The organism is Microbacterium sp. nov. GSS16, from assembly GCF_028198145.1.
In the GTDB taxonomy this organism is placed as follows: Bacteria; Actinomycetota; Actinomycetes; order Actinomycetales; family Microbacteriaceae; genus Microbacterium.
The window spans coordinates 1,755,991-1,772,887 of the sequence record NZ_CP116338.1 but is presented as its reverse complement, the minus strand read 5'-3'; the positions used below and the strand labels follow the sequence as shown (position 1 = coordinate 1,772,887).

Below are 16,897 nucleotides of genomic sequence, written 5' to 3'. Positions count from 1 at the left end.
GGTCAGTCGTCGAGCAGCGGGTGCAGGTGGCGGGAGCCCAGCACGGTCGATGCCGAGCGGGCGCCCGCTGACAGCGCCTGGGGAACCGTCGCGCCCGCGAGGCGTGCGTCGAGCACTCCCGCCAGGAACGCATCGCCCGCCCCGTTGGTGTCGACGACATCGACCGGCACCGCGCTGACGCGGTGCTCGTCGCCGTCGGAGTCGATCGCGACGGCACCATCCGCGCCGAGTGTGCACACCGCAAGCGACGCGCCTGCGTCGACGCGCGAGCGCAGGAAGGCGATCGGGTCGTCGAGCCGATCGGCATTGCAGAACACGGCATCGGCCGCGGCGAGGAACGGCTGGTGGAACTCCGCCTCGCCGTCGTAGTCGTGCACGTCGACCCAGATGGGGCGCCTCGTGCGCTGCGCGAGCGGGAGCAGCCGCAGCGGCTCGGCGGCGAGATCCAGCACGAGCACGTCAGCGGTCCGCATAGCCTCCTCGATCGCCGCATCGCCTGCGCCGCCTGTGGGCGGCGGGGACGCGAGGTACAGCGACACCCGCTCGCCCGCTCGGGTCATCAGGTTGAGGTGGCGCTCGGTGACCTCTCCATCTGCCCAGAGGGTGCGCACCCCGGCATCCGCCAGCGCCGCGCGCACCCGCGTGCCGGGGGCGTCCTGCGCACTCACCGCGTACAGAAGTGCGTCGCGGCCGAGCGCAGTCAGGCTCAGGGCCTTACCCGCGCTCGTGCCGCCCAGGGTCTCCCAGGAGTCCTCCGCGAACTGCATGTGCGGCACGGGCTCGGGCAGCCGATCGAGCACGACGAGCGTGTTCCACGATGCGGGTCCCGCGATGAAGACCGAGCTCATGCGGCGCTCAGCGCTCGAAGCCCTCGGCGATCATCTCGACCAGCTCTTCGCGCTCCTCCACCGGCAGGAACGCCGCGGACGCCGCGTTGAACTGGAATGCCTCGAGATCGTCGAGGTCGTAGTCGAACGCGCTGACCAGCAGCGAGAGCTCGCGCGTCAGCGACGTGCCGCTCATGGTGCGGTTGTCGACGTTCACGGTCACCGAGAAGCCGAGCTGGTAGAGAAGGTCGAACGGGTGGTCGGAGAGCTCGTCGCCCCACTGCGCGATCGCGCCGGTCTGCAGGTTCGACGACGGCGAGAGCTCGAGCGGGATCTCGCGGTCGCGCACCCAGCGTGACAGGTCGCCGAACTGAACCTGCACCTCGTCTCCCTCGCGCTCGATGATCTGCAGGTCCTCGGCGATGCGCACGCCGTGACCGAGTCGCAGCGCGCGTCCGTCGATCAGCGCGGAGCGGATGGATGCGGGTCCGGCGGCCTCTCCGGCGTGCACCGTCACGGGCATGAACTCGGTGGCGAGGTAGTCGAAGGCGGCGCGGTGCTGCGACGCGGGGAACCCGTCCTCAGGGCCGGCGATGTCGAAGCCGACGACGCCGCTCTCGCGATGCCGCACGGCGAGCTCGGCGATCTCCCGCACTCGCGATCCCTGCCGCATGGCCGAGACGATCTGTCCGACGCGGATGCTGCGACCGGCGGCATCCGCCTGGTCCTCGCCCTCTTCGATGCCGCGCTGCACGGCGCGCACGGCGTCGTCGAGGCTCAGACCGCCTGCGAGGTGCTGCTCCGGGGCCCAGCGCACCTCGCCGTAGATCACGCCGTCGGCGGCCAGATCGGCGACGAACTCGCGGGCGATGCGGGTGAGCGCGTGTTCGGACTGCATCACCGAGGTGACCAGGTCGAACGTCTTCAGGTACTCCACCAGCGAACCCGCGTCGCTCTGCCGAGAGATCCAGCGGCTCAGGCCCTTGGCGTCCTGCGCCGGCGTCGCGATGCCGCTCGCATCGGCGAGCTCGAGGATCGTCGCGGCGCGCACTCCGCCGTCGAGGTGGTCGTGCAGCGAGATCTTGGGCAGAGCGCGCAGCTCGTCGATCTTCATGGGTGATCCTCCGGTACTCAGGCGGTGATGCGCTCGCGCACTATGGGCCGCGCGGCGGGGGCGTCCGCACTGTCGCCGATCTCGTAGGCGCCGTCCAGCGCTTCGAGGGCGCGGGAGAAGCGGGCGTCGTCGTCGGCCGAAAGCGTGAACAGCGGCTGTCCGGCGGTGATCGCATCGCCGGGCTTGACGGCGAGGTCGATGCCCGCGGCGAAGATCACCGGATCCTCGGCGCGCGCGCGTCCGGCGCCGAGACGCCAAGCGGCGATGCCAAACGGGAGCGCGTCCATGCGGGTCACGACGCCGTCGCGTTCGGCGGTGACGACGTGCGTCTCCCGGGCGGTCGGCAGCGGGGCATCCGGGTCGCCGTCCTGGGCGCGGATCATCGCCTTCCAGCCGTCCATGGCGCGGCCGTCATCGAGGGCGGCCTCGACATCGGCGTCGGGCTGGCCTGCCAACGCGAGCATCTCCCTAGCAAGGGCGAGGGTCAGCTCGCGCACGTCGGCGGGGCCGCCGCCGGCGAGGATCTCGACCGACTCGCGCACTTCGTTGGCGTTGCCGATCGCGCGTCCGAGCGGAACGTTCATGTCGGTCAGCAGGGCCGTGGTCGCCACACCCGAGTCGGTGCCGAGCTCGACCATCGTGCGCGCCAGCTCACGGGCGCGATCGATGTCCTGCATGAAGGCACCGTTGCCGAACTTCACGTCCAGCACGAGGGCGTCGGTGCCCTCGGCGATCTTCTTCGACATGATGCTCGACGCGATCAGCGGGATCGCCTCGACCGTACCCGTCACGTCGCGGAGGGCGTAGAGCTTCTTGTCGGCGGGAGCGAGGCCGGAGCCCGCGGCGCAGATCACCGCACCGACGTCCGACTGCATCTGGGCGAACATCTCGTCGTTGCTGAGCGCCGCTCTCCACCCGGGGATCGACTCGAGCTTGTCGAGCGTGCCCCCGGTGTGACCGAGCCCGCGTCCGCTGAGCTGCGGCACCGCGACGCCGAACACGGCCACCAGCGGAGCCAGAGGCAGGGTGATCTTGTCTCCCACGCCGCCCGTGGAGTGCTTGTCGACCGTGCGCTTGCCGAGGCTGGCGAAGCTCATCCGCTCACCCGAGGCGATCATCGCGTCGGTGAGCACGCGGATCTCGTCGCGCTGCATGCCCCGCTGGAAGATGGCCATGGCGAACGAGGCCATCTGCGCATCCGACACGTAGCCGCGCGTGTACGCGTCCACCATCCAGCGCAGCTGCGCCTCCGGCACGGCTCCGCCGTCGCGCTTGGCGCGGATGACGTCGATCGCATCGAACGCCTCCCTGGCTCCCTGAGCTTGTCGAGAGGTCATCGGGCGTCCTCCAGATCTCGCGGACCGAACGCGTCGGGCAGCACCTCGTCGATGGTGCGGATGCCCGAGACGGTCTCGAGCAGCATCTCCGGGCTGGAGTGCTCGAACAGCAGCTGACGGCAGCGGCCGCACGGCATGATCGTCTGCCCGTCGTTGTTCACGCAGACGAACGCGACGAGCCTCCCGCCTCCCGACATGTGCAGGTCGCCGACCAGAGCGCACTCGGCGCACAGGCCGACGCCGTACGACGCGTTCTCGACGTTGCATCCCGCGACGATGCGTCCGTCGTCGACGAGGGCCGCGGCCCCCACGCGGTAGCGCGAGTAAGGCGCGTACGCCTTCTGCATCGCCTCGGTGGCGACCTGTCTCAGCTCGTCCCAATCGATGTCGGTCACGTGGCCTCCTAAGACTTGATGTACGGCTCGCCGTCGGCTGCCGGCGGGCGCGAGCGCCCGACGAGACCGGCCACGGCGAAGATCGTCACGATGTACGGCAGCATGAGCATGAACTGGCTCGGCACCGGCGAGCCGATGACGCTGAGCACGCTCTGCAGGTTGCTGGCGAAGCCGAACAGCAGCGCCGCCAGCGTCGCGCGGATGGGGTCCCACTTGCCGAAGATCACCGCGGCCAGGGCGATGAATCCGGCACCGGCGGTCATCTCGGGGTTGAAGCGCGGCACCGAGACCAGCGTGAAGAACGCGCCGCCCATGCCGGCGACCGCGCCCGCGATGAGCACGTTCATGTACCGCGTGCGCGCGACGTTGATGCCGACCGTGTCGGCGGCCTGCGGGTGCTCGCCTACCGCCCGCAGCCGCAGACCCCAGCGGGTGCGGTACATCCCGTACCAGACGACGAACACGATGATGTACATCAGGTACACCACGATCGTCTGGCGGAACAGGATCGGCCCGAGCACGGGGATGTCGCTGAGCAGCGGGATCGGCAGATCACGGAACGGCTCGACGGTGTTCAGCGCAGCCTGATTGGGCGCGAGCACCTGACGGAACAGGAAGGTCGTCACGCCGATCACCAGGACGTTGAGCACCACACCGACGATCACCTGATCGACGTAGTACGTGATGGCGAACACGCCGAGGATCACCGCGACCAGCACACCCGCCAGCATGGCGGCGATGAGGCCGGCCCAGGGAGTGCCCACGGCCGAGGCGACGATGGCTGCCGTGAACGCACCTGCCAGCAGCTGCGCCTCGATCGCGATGTTGACCACGCCGGCCCGCTCGCCGATCACACCGCCGAGGGCGCCGAAGATCAGTGGGGTGGCCAGCGCGAGACCGCCGCTGAGCAGTCCGATCATGGGCAGGGTGCCCGAGCTGCCCGCGGCCGCCCAGGCGAGGAAGCCGAAGATCAGCACGACGACGTACAGGGCGATCAGCCACATCGGCACCCGGCGATGCGCGCGGGTGAGCAGCACCGCCGCGACGCTGATCGCCGCGCCGATGACGACGCACACCCACGCGGTGGCCGTGCCGGGCACGACCAGCGACGGGAGCTCGATGATCTCGCTGCCGGCGGTGAAGCGGAACGTCGCGTCACCCGGCCGCGGGATCAGCAGCGGCAGCAGCGCCACGAGAACCGTCAGCACGCTCAGGATGATCGGGGTCTTCCACGACACCACGGTCACGTGACGCAGTTCGGCCTGCACGCTCTGCGGGCTCCGCCCTGCCTGTGCGGTCTGAGTGCTCATCCCGCCACCTCCTTGCCCTCGGAGCGCTTCGCTCGTCGCTCTGCGGCGCGCCGCTCACGCCGACTCGGGCGGCCCGGCTGCGGCAGGCCGAACATGGCGCGAACCAGCGGCGGCGCCGCGATGAACAGCACGATCAGCGACTGCACGACGAGCACGATCTCGATCGGCACGCCCTGCGACGCCTGCATGGTGAAGCCGCCTGTCTTGAAGGCGCCGAACAGCAGGCCGGCGAACAGGATGCCGAGCGGACGCGAGCGCCCCAGCAGGGCGACCGTGATCGCGTCGAAGCCGATGCCCGCGTCGATGCCGCCGCTGAAGCCCTTCGGCTCGGTTCCGAGCACCTGGCTGACCCCGGCGAGGCCGACCAGCGCGCCTGCGATGAGCATGACGCTGAGGTAAGTGCGACCGACGGAGATGCCGGCCGTGCGCGCGGCATCCGGGTTCTCCCCCACCGCACGGAACCGGAACCCGAGGCCGGAGCGCTCCAGCAGCCACCAGGTGACCGCGACCGCCGCGAGCGCCAGCAGGAATCCGATGTGCAGCTTGTACGTGGGCCCGAGCAGCAGCGGCATGACCGCGGTCTCCGCCATCGGCGCGGTCTTCGGGTTGCTCGAGCCCGGAGCCTGCAGCACCCCCTGGGTGGCGAGCATCCACGCGAGCAGGTAGACGGCGATGTTGTTCAGCATGATCGTCGTGATCACCTCGTGCGCGCCTGTGCGCGCCTTGAGGATCCCGGCGATTCCGGCCCACAGCGCGCCGGCGACGATGCCGGCCACGAGAGCCACGATCAGGTGCAGTGGGAAGGGCAGGTCCCACGCGGTCGCCACGTACCCGGCGGCCGCGGCCGCCATCAGCATCTGGCCCTGACCGCCGATGTTGAACAGACCTGCGCGGAACGCCAGTCCCACGCCGAGGCCCGCGGCGATCAGCGGCGTGGCGAACTTCAGCGTCTCGGTGAGCGGGCGGATGCCGATCGCGAAGGAATCGGCGTTGAAGTTGTAGATGGAGCCGCGGAACAGCGCCGAGTACGCGCCACCGACCGCCTGGCCGATCGCCGTCAGCGTGTCGCCGGGCGCAGCGAAGAAATAGCCTGCCGCGGCCTGCACGTCAGGGTCGGTCAGGGCGATCATCAGCGAGCCGACGATGACGGCCGCGACCACCGCGAACACCGTCGTCAGGGCGCTGCCGGTCGCGATCTGCATGAGCGCGGCGCGCCAGCGCTGCGGGCGTTGCGGCTTCTGCGGCTGGATCGCCTTGTCGGAGTCGGGGATCTGCGTCTGCGCGGCGGTCATGCCTGCGCTCCTTCGCTCGGGGTGGCGCCGACGGTGACCTCGCGAGCCGCGTCCTCCGCGCTGGCGCCGGCCATCATCAGTCCCAGCTGGTCGCGGGGGGTGTCACCGGGGACGATGCCGACCACGCGCCCCCGGTACATGACGAGGATGCGATCGGCGAGGGCCGCGACCTCGTCGAGCTCCGTGGAGATGACGATCACCGGAACGCCGGAGTCGCGCGTCTCGATGATGCGCTTGTGGATGAACTCGATCGAGCCCACGTCGACGCCTCGGGTGGGCTGGGCTGCGACGAACAGCGACAGGTCGCGGCTGAGCTCGCGCGCGAGCACCACCTTCTGCTGGTTGCCGCCGGAGAGCCGGCCGGCTGCCTGCGCGGGGCCCTGCGTGCGGATGTCGAACTCCGCGATCTTCTCCTTGGCGAATTCCGTCAGACGGCGCAGCTGGAGTGCGCCGTTCCTGACGAAGGGCGCGCCGTTGGATCGGTCGAGCATGAGGTTCTCCGCGATCGAGAACTCCTTCACGAGCCCGTCGACGCCCCGGTCCTCGGGAACGAACCCGACGCCGGCATCCAGGATGTGGCGCACACTGCGCCCGCGCAGCTGCTCGCCGTTCAGACGGATGCTGCCCTGCACGCGCTCCTGCAGACCGAGCAGAGCCTCGGTGAGCTCGGTCTGGCCGTTGCCCTGCACGCCGGCGATGGCCAGCACCTCGCCGCCGCGGACCGTGAAGGAGACGTCGTCGACGAGCACGGCGCCCAGGGCATCGTTGACGGTGAGGTTCTCGACGACCAGTGCGTGATCGGTGTGCTTCGGGGCGTCCTTGTGCACGGTGAGCTCGACCGCACGGCCGACCATCAGCGAGGCGAGCTCCGCGTTGGACGCGGTCGGCGACGCCTCGCCGACCACCTTGCCGAGGCGGATGACGGTGATGCGGTCGGCGACCTCGCGCACCTCGCGGAGCTTGTGGGTGATGAAGACGATAGACGTGCCGCGCTCCTTGAGCTGGCGCATGGTGGCCATCAGCTCGTCGGTCTCCTGCGGAGTGAGCACGGCGGTCGGCTCGTCGAAGACGAGCACGCGGGCCTCGCGCGAGAGCGCCTTGATGATCTCCACGCGCTGCTGGACGCCGACCGGCAGGTCGTCGACGAGCGCGTCGGGGTCGACGTCGAAGCCGAAGCGGTCGGAGATCTCACGCACCTTCGCGCGGGCGGCCGCGAGATCGAGACGGCCGCCGAACGTCGTCTGCTCATGACCGAGCATGACATTCTCGGCGACGGTGAAGACGGGGATGAGCATGAAGTGCTGGTGCACCATGCCGATCCCGGCGGCCATCGCGTCTCCGGGCCCGGAGAACCGCTGCACGCGCCCGTCGAGGAGGATCTGCCCCTCGTCGGCCTGGTACAGGCCGTACAGCACGTTCATCAGCGTGGACTTGCCGGCGCCGTTCTCGCCGAGGAGGCAGTGGATCTCGCCCGCCTGCACCTCGAGATCGATGTGGTCGTTGGCCGTCAGTGCGCCGAACCTCTTCGTTATGCCGCGCAGCTCGAGCTTCATGTGTCGATCCTATTCGTGACGTGTCATCGCGCCGGGGATCGCCCGGGCAGACGACATCGGGGAGGCCGGCACGACCGGCCTCCCCGATTCGATTCCTCTTAGTTGTCGAGGTAGGAGGTGACGGTGATGGAGCCGTCGATGATCTCCTGCTTGATCTCGTCGACCTTCTTCACCAGCTCGGCGTCGACCTTGCTCTCGAACTCGTGCAGCGGCGCGATGCCGACGCCCTCGTTCTCGAGGGTGCCGATGTACGCCTCGCCGTCGAAGTCGCCCTCTGCGCTGGACATCACGGCCTCGTAGGTCGACAGGTCCATCGCCTTGAGCACCGAGGTGAGCACGAAGTCGGCGGTGGTCGGGTCGGTCTCGAACAGGTCGGCGTCCGCGCCGATCAGCGCGATGTCCTTGCCCGAGTCCTTGATCGCCTGCAGGCCCGACTGGTAGATCGGACCGCCGACCGGGAAGAGCACGTCGACGCCCTGGTCGATGATGTTCTTCGCGACCGTCTTGGCGCTCTGGTTGGCCTCGAAGCCACCGGTGAACGATCCGGTCTTGCCGTCCCAGCCGACCACGGCGACCGATGCGCCGTTCTGCTCGTTGTAGTGGTCGACGCCCTGCTTGAAGCCGTCCATGAAGATCGTCACGGTCGGGAACTCCATGCCGCCGAACGTGCCCACCTTGCCGGTCTTGGAGTAGCCGGCCGACATGTAGCCGGCGAGGAAGGCCGCCTCAGCCGTGTTGTACAGCAGCGGCTTGACGTTGTCGGGCTTGTTGTCGCCGCCGGCGTCGTCGACGAGGATGAAGTCCGTCTCGGCGTTCGCCTCGGCGGCGTCGACCGTGGCCTGCGACAGCGCGAAGCCCACGGCGACGATGGCGTTGCAGCCCTCGGAGACCATGTTGTCGATGTTCGGCGCGTACTCGGTCTCGGCGTTCGACTCGGCCTCGCGGAACGTGGCGCCGAGCTCGTCGGCGGCCTTCTTGGTGCCCTCGTAGGACAGCTGGTTGAAGGACTTGTCGTCGAACCCGCCGGCATCCGAGACGATGCACGCGGAGAAGTCGGACTTGTCGCCGTTGCCGCCGCTCGCTCCCGGCTTGTCTGCGGGAGCCTGGCCGCACGCGGCGAGGCTCAGGACGACGCCGGCGGCGACGGTGGCGCCGAGCAGCTTCTTGGTGATGGAGATGGACACTCATGCCTCCCGGGTGATCTCCGCGGACATCGCGGATCGATCGAGGTTACCCAGTGTTACGTGCTTCCTGCACGCGCGCCCCGGACGTGCCGGCGAAAGGTTACAAATCCGCAATGATGGCCGCCATGCGGGGTTGGACATGCCCGACAGCTGGCCTCAGAGCACGTCGCCGCGGCCGGTGAGCTTCAGCGACTCGACGACGCCCTTGACCCGCTGGGCGTGCTCGACCGTGGTCACCAGCAGCGCATCGTCGGTGTCGACGACCACGATGTCCTGCACTCCGACCAGGCTGATCACCCTCGAGGTCTGCGACACGAGGATGCCACTGGCGGCATCCGAGAGCACGCGGGCCCTCGGGCCGAGCACGGCGAGATCGTTCTTGCGGCCGTTGGTGATGAGCTTCGTCAAGGATGCGAAGTCGCCCACGTCGTCCCAGTCGAAGTGACCGGGCACGACCGCGAGGCGTCCGCGCTCGGCGGCGGGCTCCGCCACGGCGTAGTCGATGGCGATCTTCTTCAGCTTCGGCCAGATGCGGTCGACCGCGGGACCGCGTCGATCGCGGTCGTCCCATGCCTCGGCAAGCTCCATCAGCCCGGCGTGCAGCTCGGGTTCGTTGAGGCGCAGCTCGTCGAGCAGCACGCTCGCCTTGGCGATGAACATCCCGGCGTTCCAGAGGTGCTCGCGGTCGGCGACGTAGGCCTTCGCCGTCTCGAGGTCGGGCTTCTCGACGAAGCGCTCGACGAGGGCCGCCTCGCGGGCGCCCTCGACGACGAGCTCCTCCCCCTTCCTGATGTATCCGAAGCCGATGGCGGGCTCGGTGGGGCTGATCCCGATCGTGCAGATGTAGCCCTCGCGCGCCACCTCGACGGCATCGCGCACGGCGAACTCGAACACGCGCGTGCCGCGGATCACATGGTCGGCGCTGAACGAGCCGATGATCACGTCGGGGTCGCGACGGTGCAGGATCGCGGCGGCGAGTCCGATCGCCGCCGCCGACTCGCGGGGTTCGGATTCGAGGAAGACGTTGGCGTCGGGGATGCCGGGCAGCTGCGCCTCGACGGCGGCGCGGTGCGCGCGTCCGGTGACCACGGCGATGCGGTCGGCTCCGGCGAGCGGCTCGAGACGATCCCAGGTGTCGCGCAGCAGCGAGTGCCCGGAGCCGGTGAGATCGTGCAGGAACTTCGGGGCGTCCGCCCGCGACAGCGGCCACAGCCTGCTGCCGATGCCGCCGGCCGGGATCACAGCGTAGAAGTCGTCGATTCGCGCCATGGCACAAACCTATCCGCAAGCGCGGACGCGCCGAGCGGATAAGGGTCGCCTTCGTCGCCCCGCCCGTCCGGACGGGAATAGGATGGATACGGTCGGGCGTGCCCGGATGCATGCACGACGTCTCATCGATCAGGGAGGACGACGTGTCCACGAGCACACGCTTGACACCGTCGGTTTCGGAGACCACATCGAGGTCTCCGCGCGGCACACTGTATCGGGGCCGCGAAGGCATGTGGTCGTGGGTGCTGCACCGCATCACCGGCGTCGCGATCTTCTTCTTCCTTCTGGTGCACGTCCTCGACACGTCGCTCATCCGCGTCTCCCCCGAGGCGTACGACGCGGTGATCGGCCAGTACAAGAACCCGATCATGGCCTTCGGCGAGGTGGTGCTGGTCGCCGGCATCGCTTTCCACGCGTTCAACGGCCTGCGCATCATCGTGGTCGACTTCTGGTCGAAGGGCGCGAAGTACCAGCGCCAGCTGTTCTGGATCGTCATCGGACTGTGGGCCGTGGTCATGGCGGGCTTCGTGCCCCGTCACCTCGCCCTCGCGTTCGCCGGATTCGGAGGGGGCAACTGATGTCCGCGCAGACCATCGCACCTGCCCGCCGCCAGCGGGGCGTCAACCTCGAGAAGTGGGGCTGGCTGTTCATGCGCGGCTCGGGCGTGGTGCTCATCGTGCTGATCTTCGGCCACCTGTTCGTGAACCTGATGGTCGGCGACGGCATCCACGCGGTGGACTTCGGCTTCGTCGCCGGCAAGTACGCCACCCCGTTCTGGCAGTGGTGGGACGTGCTGATGCTGTGGCTCGCACTGATCCACGGCTCCAACGGCATGCGCACGATCGTCAACGACTACGTCACCCACGAGAAGGTCCGCAAGGCTCTCGTCTGGGCGCTAGGCCTGGCGGCGGCGCTCCTCATCATCCTCGGCACCCTCGTGGTGTTCACGTTCGACCCCTGCGCGGGCGTCTTCGAAGACGGCGCGATGTGGGAGACCTGCCAGGCACTGGGCAAGTAAGCGAAGAAGGCAGATCATTGACTACGCAGACCTCTGACTCCGTCGTGCGCGACGGCGTGCACTACCACCAGTTCGACATCGTCATCGTGGGCGCCGGCGGCGCCGGGATGCGCGCGGCCATCGAGGCCGGGCCCGGTGCGAAGACCGCGGTGATAACGAAGCTGTACCCCACGCGATCGCACACCGGTGCGGCGCAGGGCGGCATGGCAGCGGCCCTCGCGAACGTCGAGGACGACAACTGGGAGTGGCACACCTACGACACGGTCAAGGGCGGTGACTACCTCGTCGATCAGGATGCGGCGGAGATCCTCGCCAAGGAGGCCATCGACGCGGTCATCGACCTCGAGAACATGGGTCTGCCGTTCAACCGCACGCCGGACGGCAAGATCGATCAGCGGCGCTTCGGCGGTCACACCGCCGAGCATGGGAAGACCCCCGTCCGCCGCGCCTGCTACGCGGCCGACCGCACCGGTCACATGATCCTGCAGACGCTGTTCCAGAACTGCGTCAAGCTCGGCATCAACTTCTTCAACGAGTTCTACGTGCTCGACCTGATCACCGTGAAGGACGCGGCCGGCGCCACGCAGGTCGCGGGCGTCGTCGCGTACGACCTCGCCACCGGCGACCTGCACGTCTTCCAGTCCAAGGCCGTCATCTTCGCTACCGGCGGCTTCGGAAAGATCTTCAAGACCACCTCGAACGCGCACACCCTGACCGGCGACGGCGTCGGCATCGTCTGGCGCAAGGGGCTGCCTCTGGAAGACCTCGAGTTCTTCCAGTTCCACCCGACGGGTCTGGCCGGTCTCGGCATCCTCCTCACCGAGGGCGCCCGCGGCGAGGGCGCCATCCTGCGCAACGCCTCGGGTGAGCGCTTCATGGAGCGCTACGCCCCCACCATCAAGGACCTCGCTCCCCGCGACATCGTCGCGCGCAGCATGGTGCAGGAGGTTCTCGACGGCCGCGGTGCCGGTCCGCACAAGGACTACGTGCTGCTGGACTGCACGCACCTGGGTGCCGAGGTGCTCGAGACCAAGCTGCCCGACATCACCGAGTTCGCGCGCACCTACCTGGGTGTCGACCCCGTCGTCGAGCCGGTGCCCGTGATGCCGACCGCGCACTACGCGATGGGCGGCATCCCGACCAACAACGACGCCGAGGTGCTCGCCGACAACTCAACCGTCGTGCCGGGGCTCTACGCCGCCGGCGAGTGCGCGTGCGTCTCGGTGCACGGCTCGAACCGCCTTGGCACCAACTCGCTGCTCGACATCAACGTGTTCGGCAAGCGCGCCGGACGCAACGCCGTCGAGTACGTCAAGACGGCCGACTTCGTGCCGCTGCCCGAGAACCCGGCCGGGTTCGTGAAGGACATGGTCGAGGGTCTGCGCAACAACCAGGGCACCGAGCGCATCGCCGTGCTGCGCAAGAAGCTGCAGGACGAGATGGACAAGGGCGCCCAGGTGTTCCGCACCGAGGAGTCGCTGACCCACGTGCTCGGCGTGATCGAGGAGCTGCGCGAGCGCTACAAGAACATCCACGTCGACGACAAGGGCAAGAGGTTCAACACCGATCTGCTCGAGGCCGTCGAGCTGGGCTTCCTGCTCGACATCGCCGAGGTCGTCGTCTACGCCGCACGCAACCGCAAGGAGAGCCGTGGCGGTCACATGCGCGACGACTTCCCGAAGCGCGATGACGAGAACTTCATGAAGCACACGATGGCCTATCTTGTCGGCGATGCGCACTCGTCCGACGCCTCCGACCACATCAAGCTGGACTGGAAGCCCGTGGTCGTCACGAACTACCAGCCCATGGAGAGGAAGTACTGATCATGACCGATGTCGTAGAGGCACCCGCTGACGCCGCGAACGACTCGGGAGTGCAGTCCTTCCTGGTCACCTTCAACATCCGCCGCTTCGACCCCGAGGTCGATGAGGAGCCGCGCTGGGTCGACTACGACGTCGAGCTGTACGCGACCGACCGCGTGCTCGACGCGCTGCACAAGATCAAGTGGGAGGTCGACGGCTCGCTGTCGTTCCGCCGTTCGTGCGCCCACGGGATCTGCGGCTCGGATGCCATGCGCATCAACGGACGCAACCGCCTTGCCTGCAAGACGCTGATCAAGGACCTCGACATCTCGAAGCCGATCTACGTCGAGGCCATCAAGGGCCTGCCGCTCGAGAAGGACCTCATCGTCGACATGGAGCCGTTCTTCGCGTCCTACCGCGAGGTGCAGCCCTTCCTCATCGCGAACTCCACTCCCGAGAAGGGCAAGGAGCGCGTGCAGTCGATCACCGACCGGGCGATCTTCGACGACACCACCAAGTGCATCCTGTGCGCGGCGTGCACCTCGTCGTGCCCGATCTTCTGGACCGACGGGCAGTACTTCGGCCCGGCCGCGATCGTGAACGCGCACCGTTTCATCTTCGACTCGCGTGACGACGCAGGCGACGTGCGCCTCGACATCCTCAACGACAAGGAGGGCGTGTGGCGCTGCCGCACGACCTTCAACTGCACCGAGGCGTGCCCCCGTGGCATCGAGGTCACCAAGGCGATCGCCGAGGTCAAGCAGGCCGTCCTGCGCGGCGGCGCCCGCTGAACGCAGCCAGAGCCATGCGCGCCCGACTGACTCGTTCAGCCGGGCGCGCTGCTGTGTGGGGGCGGCGGATCGCCGCGATGTTCCCCGTGCGCGTGTGGCGGCACTTCCTGCGCCGCAACGGGTTCCTGCTGTCGGCGGGCATGGCGTATCAGGCCCTGTTCGCGCTGTTCGCGCTGCTGTACGTCGCCTTCGCCGGCGCCGGCGTGTGGGTGGGCGGCAGCGACGTGGCGGTGGACGCGATGATCCGCATCGTGAACAGCTACATCCCCGGCTTCATCGGCGCCGACGGCATCGTCGCCCCCGAGGCGGTGCGCGAGGTCGCCAACTCCGCCACCGGAGCGTTCACCCTGACCGGGGTGATCGCCGCGATCGTGGTGGTGTGGACCGGGATCGGTGCGGTCACCTTCACCCGTCGCGCGGTGCGCGGCATATTCGGGCTGCCCTTCGACACCCGCAGCTACGTGCAGCTGAAGCTTCGCGACGCGGCAGCGGCTCTCGTGTTCGGGATGAGCCTGCTGCTCGGCGCCGCGATCAGCGTCGGCGGGGTCTGGGCGCTGCGAACGCTTCTCGAGATGCTCGGGCAGGAGATCCCCAGCGCCATGGGCCGCACCCTCGTGTCGATCTCGTCGGTGCTCGTCGTGATCGTGATCGACGTCGCGGCGATCGCCGCGCTGGTGCGCTTCCTCACCGGCACGGTCATCCGGTGGCGGCGGATCCTGCCGGGCTCCGTGCTCGGTGGCGTCGCTGTGGCGGTGCTGCAGCTCGGTGCCGGCCTGCTGGCCGCTCACACGCCCGGCAACCCGCTGCTGGCGACGTTCGCGGTGATGGTCGGGCTTCTGCTGTGGTGCCGCGTGATCGCCGCGGTGATCCTGCTCGCGGCGTCCTGGATCGCGCTGAGCGCCGACGACCGCAACGAGCCACTGCGCGACAGTGGGCCGCTGCGCCCGCTGCGGGCGACGGCCGCACCGGAGCGGCGGCGGGGCGTCCGACCCCGTCGTTAGGCTGGATGCCATGCCCCACCTGCGTATCGCCTCTGTCAATGTCAACGGTGTCCGCGCCGCCGTCCGCAACGGCATGCGCGCGTGGCTCGACCAGGCCGAGGTCGACATCCTGACCCTGCAGGAGGTGCGTGCCGACGACGAGCACCTGGCGGCGGCCTTCCCCGATTGGCAGATCGTGCACGACAAGGCGACGGCGAAGGGTCGGGCAGGCGTGGCCGTCCTCAGCCGCACTCCCGCGCTCGCGTCCCGCACGGCGCTCGGCGCCGACGACTTCGATTCGGCCGGTCGCTGGATCGAGGCCGACTTCCAGATCGGCGGCGCACCGCTCACGGTCGTCAGCGCGTACGTGCATTCCGGCGAGGCCGACACCCCCAAACAGGACGAGAAGTGGAAGTTCCTCGACGCGATGAGCGTGCGCATGGCGCAGCTGGGCGCCGACGAGGCCCACGCGCTCGTCACGGGCGATCTCAACGTCGGCCACCGGCCACTCGACATCCTGAACTGGAAGGGCAACGTGAAGAAGTCGGGCTTCCTCGCGCGCGAGCGCGCCTACTTCGATCGCTTCCTCGGCGCCGCCGGCAAGACTGTCGTGGGCCAGGAGGGCGTCGGTCGCGGCATGGTGGGTCAGCTCAGCGACACCCGCTCGTTCGCGTCGGAGGCCGGCGGGATCGGGCTCGGCTGGGTCGATGTGGGCCGCGCACATCACGGCGAGGTGCCGGGGCCGTACACCTGGTGGTCGATGCGCGGCAAGGCTTTCGACAACGACAGCGGATGGCGCATCGACTACCACCTCGCCACGCCGCCCCTGGCGGCGCGTGCGACCGGGTACGCCGTCGCCAGGGCCGCGACCTACACGGAGCGCTGGAGCGATCACGCGCCCGTGGTCGTCGACTACACCTGCTGACCCTTCGACAGGCTCAGGGCCCCAGACGGCAGGCTCAGGGCCCACGCGGCAGGCTCAGGGTGAGGCGTCCCGCGTGAGCCGCATAGGATTGAACGGTGACTCGACAGCGCCTCTACTCCGGAATGCAGCCCTCCGCCGACTCCCTCCAGGCCGGCAACTACATCGGGGCGCTTCTGCAGTGGCGTGACATGCAGAGCTCGTACGACGCCTTCTTCTCGGTGGTCGATCTGCACGCGATCACCGTGCCGCAGAACCCCGACGAGCTGCGCGAGAAGACGCGTCGCACCGCAGCGCAGTACATCGCCGCCGGCATCGAGCCGTCGAAGTCGACTCTGTACGTGCAGTCGCACGTGCGAGCCCACGCAGAGCTCGCCTGGATCCTCAGCACCATCACCGGCTTCGGTGAGGCGGGCCGGATGACCCAGTTCAAGGACAAGTCGCAGCGGTACGGACAGGATTCCGCCTCTGTCGGACTGTTCACCTACCCCGTGCTGATGGCCGCTGACATCCTGCTCTACCAGAGCGAGCTGGTGCCGGTCGGCGACGACCAGAAGCAGCACGTCGAGCTGACGCGCGACCTGGCCGAGCGGTTCAACAGCCGCTTCGGCACGACGTTCACCGTGCCCACCCCGGTGATCCAGAAGGACACCGCGCGCATCTACGACCTGCAGAACCCGACGTCGAAGATGTCGAAGTCGGCCGAGAGCGACGCGGGTGTGCTGTGGCTGCTCGACGACCCCTCGAAATCGGCGAAGAAGATCATGCGCGCCGTGACCGACAACGAGGGCTCGGTGCGCTTCGACCGCGAGAACAAGCCGGGCGTCTCGAACCTGCTCACCATCTACGCTGCGCTCACCGGACGCCAGGTGGGCTCGATCGAGGACGAGTACGCCGGTCGTGGCTACGGCGACTTCAAGAAGGGACTGGCCGAGGTCGTCGTCGACGAGTTCGGTCCCGTGCGCGAGCGCGCGAACGCCCTGCTCGACGACCCGGCCGAGCTCGACCGTCTGCTGGCTGTGAACGCCGCGAAGGCCGATGAGGTCGCGGATGCCACTCTCGCCGACGTGTACGACCGCGTCGGCCTGCTGCGGCGAGTCTGA

The 16,897-nt window shown here is 68.7% G+C and carries 16 protein-coding genes; 7 read left to right on the top strand and 9 right to left on the bottom strand.

The features are described 5' to 3' along the window. Window positions 1-2: 2 nt before the first annotated feature. The 9 genes from PGB26_RS08415 to PGB26_RS08375 all read right to left on the bottom strand — a co-directional run bounded on the left by PGB26_RS08415 (window position 3) and on the right by PGB26_RS08375 (window position 10,281). Window positions 3-848 carry a carbohydrate kinase family protein gene (locus tag PGB26_RS08415; protein ID WP_271637195.1) on the bottom strand — a complete coding sequence of 282 codons (846 nt, stop codon included), beginning with the start codon at window positions 846-848 and terminating at the stop codon, window positions 3-5. A 7-nt stretch (window positions 849-855) separates the two neighbouring features. Beyond that, window positions 856-1,941, bottom strand: coding sequence for an adenosine deaminase (locus tag PGB26_RS08410; RefSeq protein ID WP_271637194.1), 1,086 nt, complete (start codon window positions 1,939-1,941; stop codon window positions 856-858). Window positions 1,942-1,958: 17 nt separating this feature from the next. Beyond that, window positions 1,959-3,278, bottom strand: coding sequence for a thymidine phosphorylase (locus PGB26_RS08405; protein WP_271637193.1), 1,320 nt, complete (start codon window positions 3,276-3,278; stop codon window positions 1,959-1,961). Further along, complete coding sequence (locus PGB26_RS08400; protein WP_271637192.1) at window positions 3,275-3,673, bottom strand: cytidine deaminase; 399 nt, start codon at window positions 3,671-3,673, stop codon at window positions 3,275-3,277. Before PGB26_RS08400 ends, PGB26_RS08405 begins: the two co-directional genes overlap by 4 nt. Window positions 3,674-3,681: 8 nt before the next feature. Continuing rightward, window positions 3,682-4,983 (bottom strand): ABC transporter permease, encoded by a 1,302-nt coding sequence (locus PGB26_RS08395; protein WP_271637191.1) that lies wholly within the window; start codon window positions 4,981-4,983, stop codon window positions 3,682-3,684. Then, window positions 4,980-6,275: an ABC transporter permease gene (locus tag PGB26_RS08390; protein WP_271637190.1), complete on the bottom strand. Its 1,296-nt coding sequence runs from the start codon at window positions 6,273-6,275 to the stop codon at window positions 4,980-4,982. The genes PGB26_RS08395 and PGB26_RS08390 overlap by 4 nt, the downstream gene beginning before the upstream one ends. Next, a complete protein-coding gene (locus PGB26_RS08385; RefSeq protein WP_271637189.1) occupies window positions 6,272-7,828 on the bottom strand; it encodes an ABC transporter ATP-binding protein in 1,557 nt (518 codons plus the stop codon). The genes PGB26_RS08390 and PGB26_RS08385 overlap by 4 nt, the downstream gene beginning before the upstream one ends. A 98-nt stretch (window positions 7,829-7,926) precedes the next feature. Further along, on the bottom strand, window positions 7,927-9,012 hold the full coding sequence (locus tag PGB26_RS08380) for a BMP family lipoprotein (protein ID WP_271637187.1): 1,086 nt from the start codon (window positions 9,010-9,012) through the stop codon (window positions 7,927-7,929). Window positions 9,013-9,168: 156 nt separating this feature from the next. After that, window positions 9,169-10,281, bottom strand: coding sequence for a mannose-1-phosphate guanylyltransferase (locus PGB26_RS08375; protein ID WP_271637186.1), 1,113 nt, complete (start codon window positions 10,279-10,281; stop codon window positions 9,169-9,171). A gap of 230 nt (window positions 10,282-10,511) precedes the next feature. On the opposite strand from PGB26_RS08375, the gene sdhC reads away from it, so the two are divergent. The 7 genes from sdhC to trpS all read left to right on the top strand — a co-directional run bounded on the left by sdhC (window position 10,512) and on the right by trpS (window position 16,897). Next, on the top strand, window positions 10,512-10,859 hold the full coding sequence (gene sdhC / locus PGB26_RS08370) for a succinate dehydrogenase, cytochrome b556 subunit (protein WP_271637185.1): 348 nt from the start codon (window positions 10,512-10,514) through the stop codon (window positions 10,857-10,859). Further along, entirely contained in the window at window positions 10,859-11,299 is a 441-nt protein-coding gene (locus PGB26_RS08365) for a succinate dehydrogenase hydrophobic membrane anchor subunit (protein ID WP_271637184.1), read from the top strand. Before sdhC ends, PGB26_RS08365 begins: the two co-directional genes overlap by 1 nt. Before the next feature lie 17 nt (window positions 11,300-11,316). Continuing rightward, the gene (sdhA, locus tag PGB26_RS08360) at window positions 11,317-13,122 is read left to right on the top strand and encodes a succinate dehydrogenase flavoprotein subunit (RefSeq protein WP_271637183.1); all 1,806 of its coding nucleotides are present in this window, start codon (window positions 11,317-11,319) and stop codon (window positions 13,120-13,122) included. Between the two features lie 2 nt (window positions 13,123-13,124). Beyond that, window positions 13,125-13,892, top strand: coding sequence for a succinate dehydrogenase iron-sulfur subunit (locus tag PGB26_RS08355; RefSeq protein ID WP_271637182.1), 768 nt, complete (start codon window positions 13,125-13,127; stop codon window positions 13,890-13,892). Between the two features lie 77 nt (window positions 13,893-13,969). Further along, window positions 13,970-14,893 (top strand): YihY/virulence factor BrkB family protein, encoded by a 924-nt coding sequence (locus PGB26_RS08350; RefSeq protein WP_271637181.1) that lies wholly within the window; start codon window positions 13,970-13,972, stop codon window positions 14,891-14,893. A gap of 10 nt (window positions 14,894-14,903) precedes the next feature. Continuing rightward, window positions 14,904-15,797 carry an exodeoxyribonuclease III gene (locus tag PGB26_RS08345; protein WP_271637180.1) on the top strand — a complete coding sequence of 298 codons (894 nt, stop codon included), beginning with the start codon at window positions 14,904-14,906 and terminating at the stop codon, window positions 15,795-15,797. Between the two features lie 122 nt (window positions 15,798-15,919). After that, window positions 15,920-16,897 (top strand): tryptophan--tRNA ligase, encoded by a 978-nt coding sequence (trpS, locus tag PGB26_RS08340; protein ID WP_271639622.1) that lies wholly within the window; start codon window positions 15,920-15,922, stop codon window positions 16,895-16,897.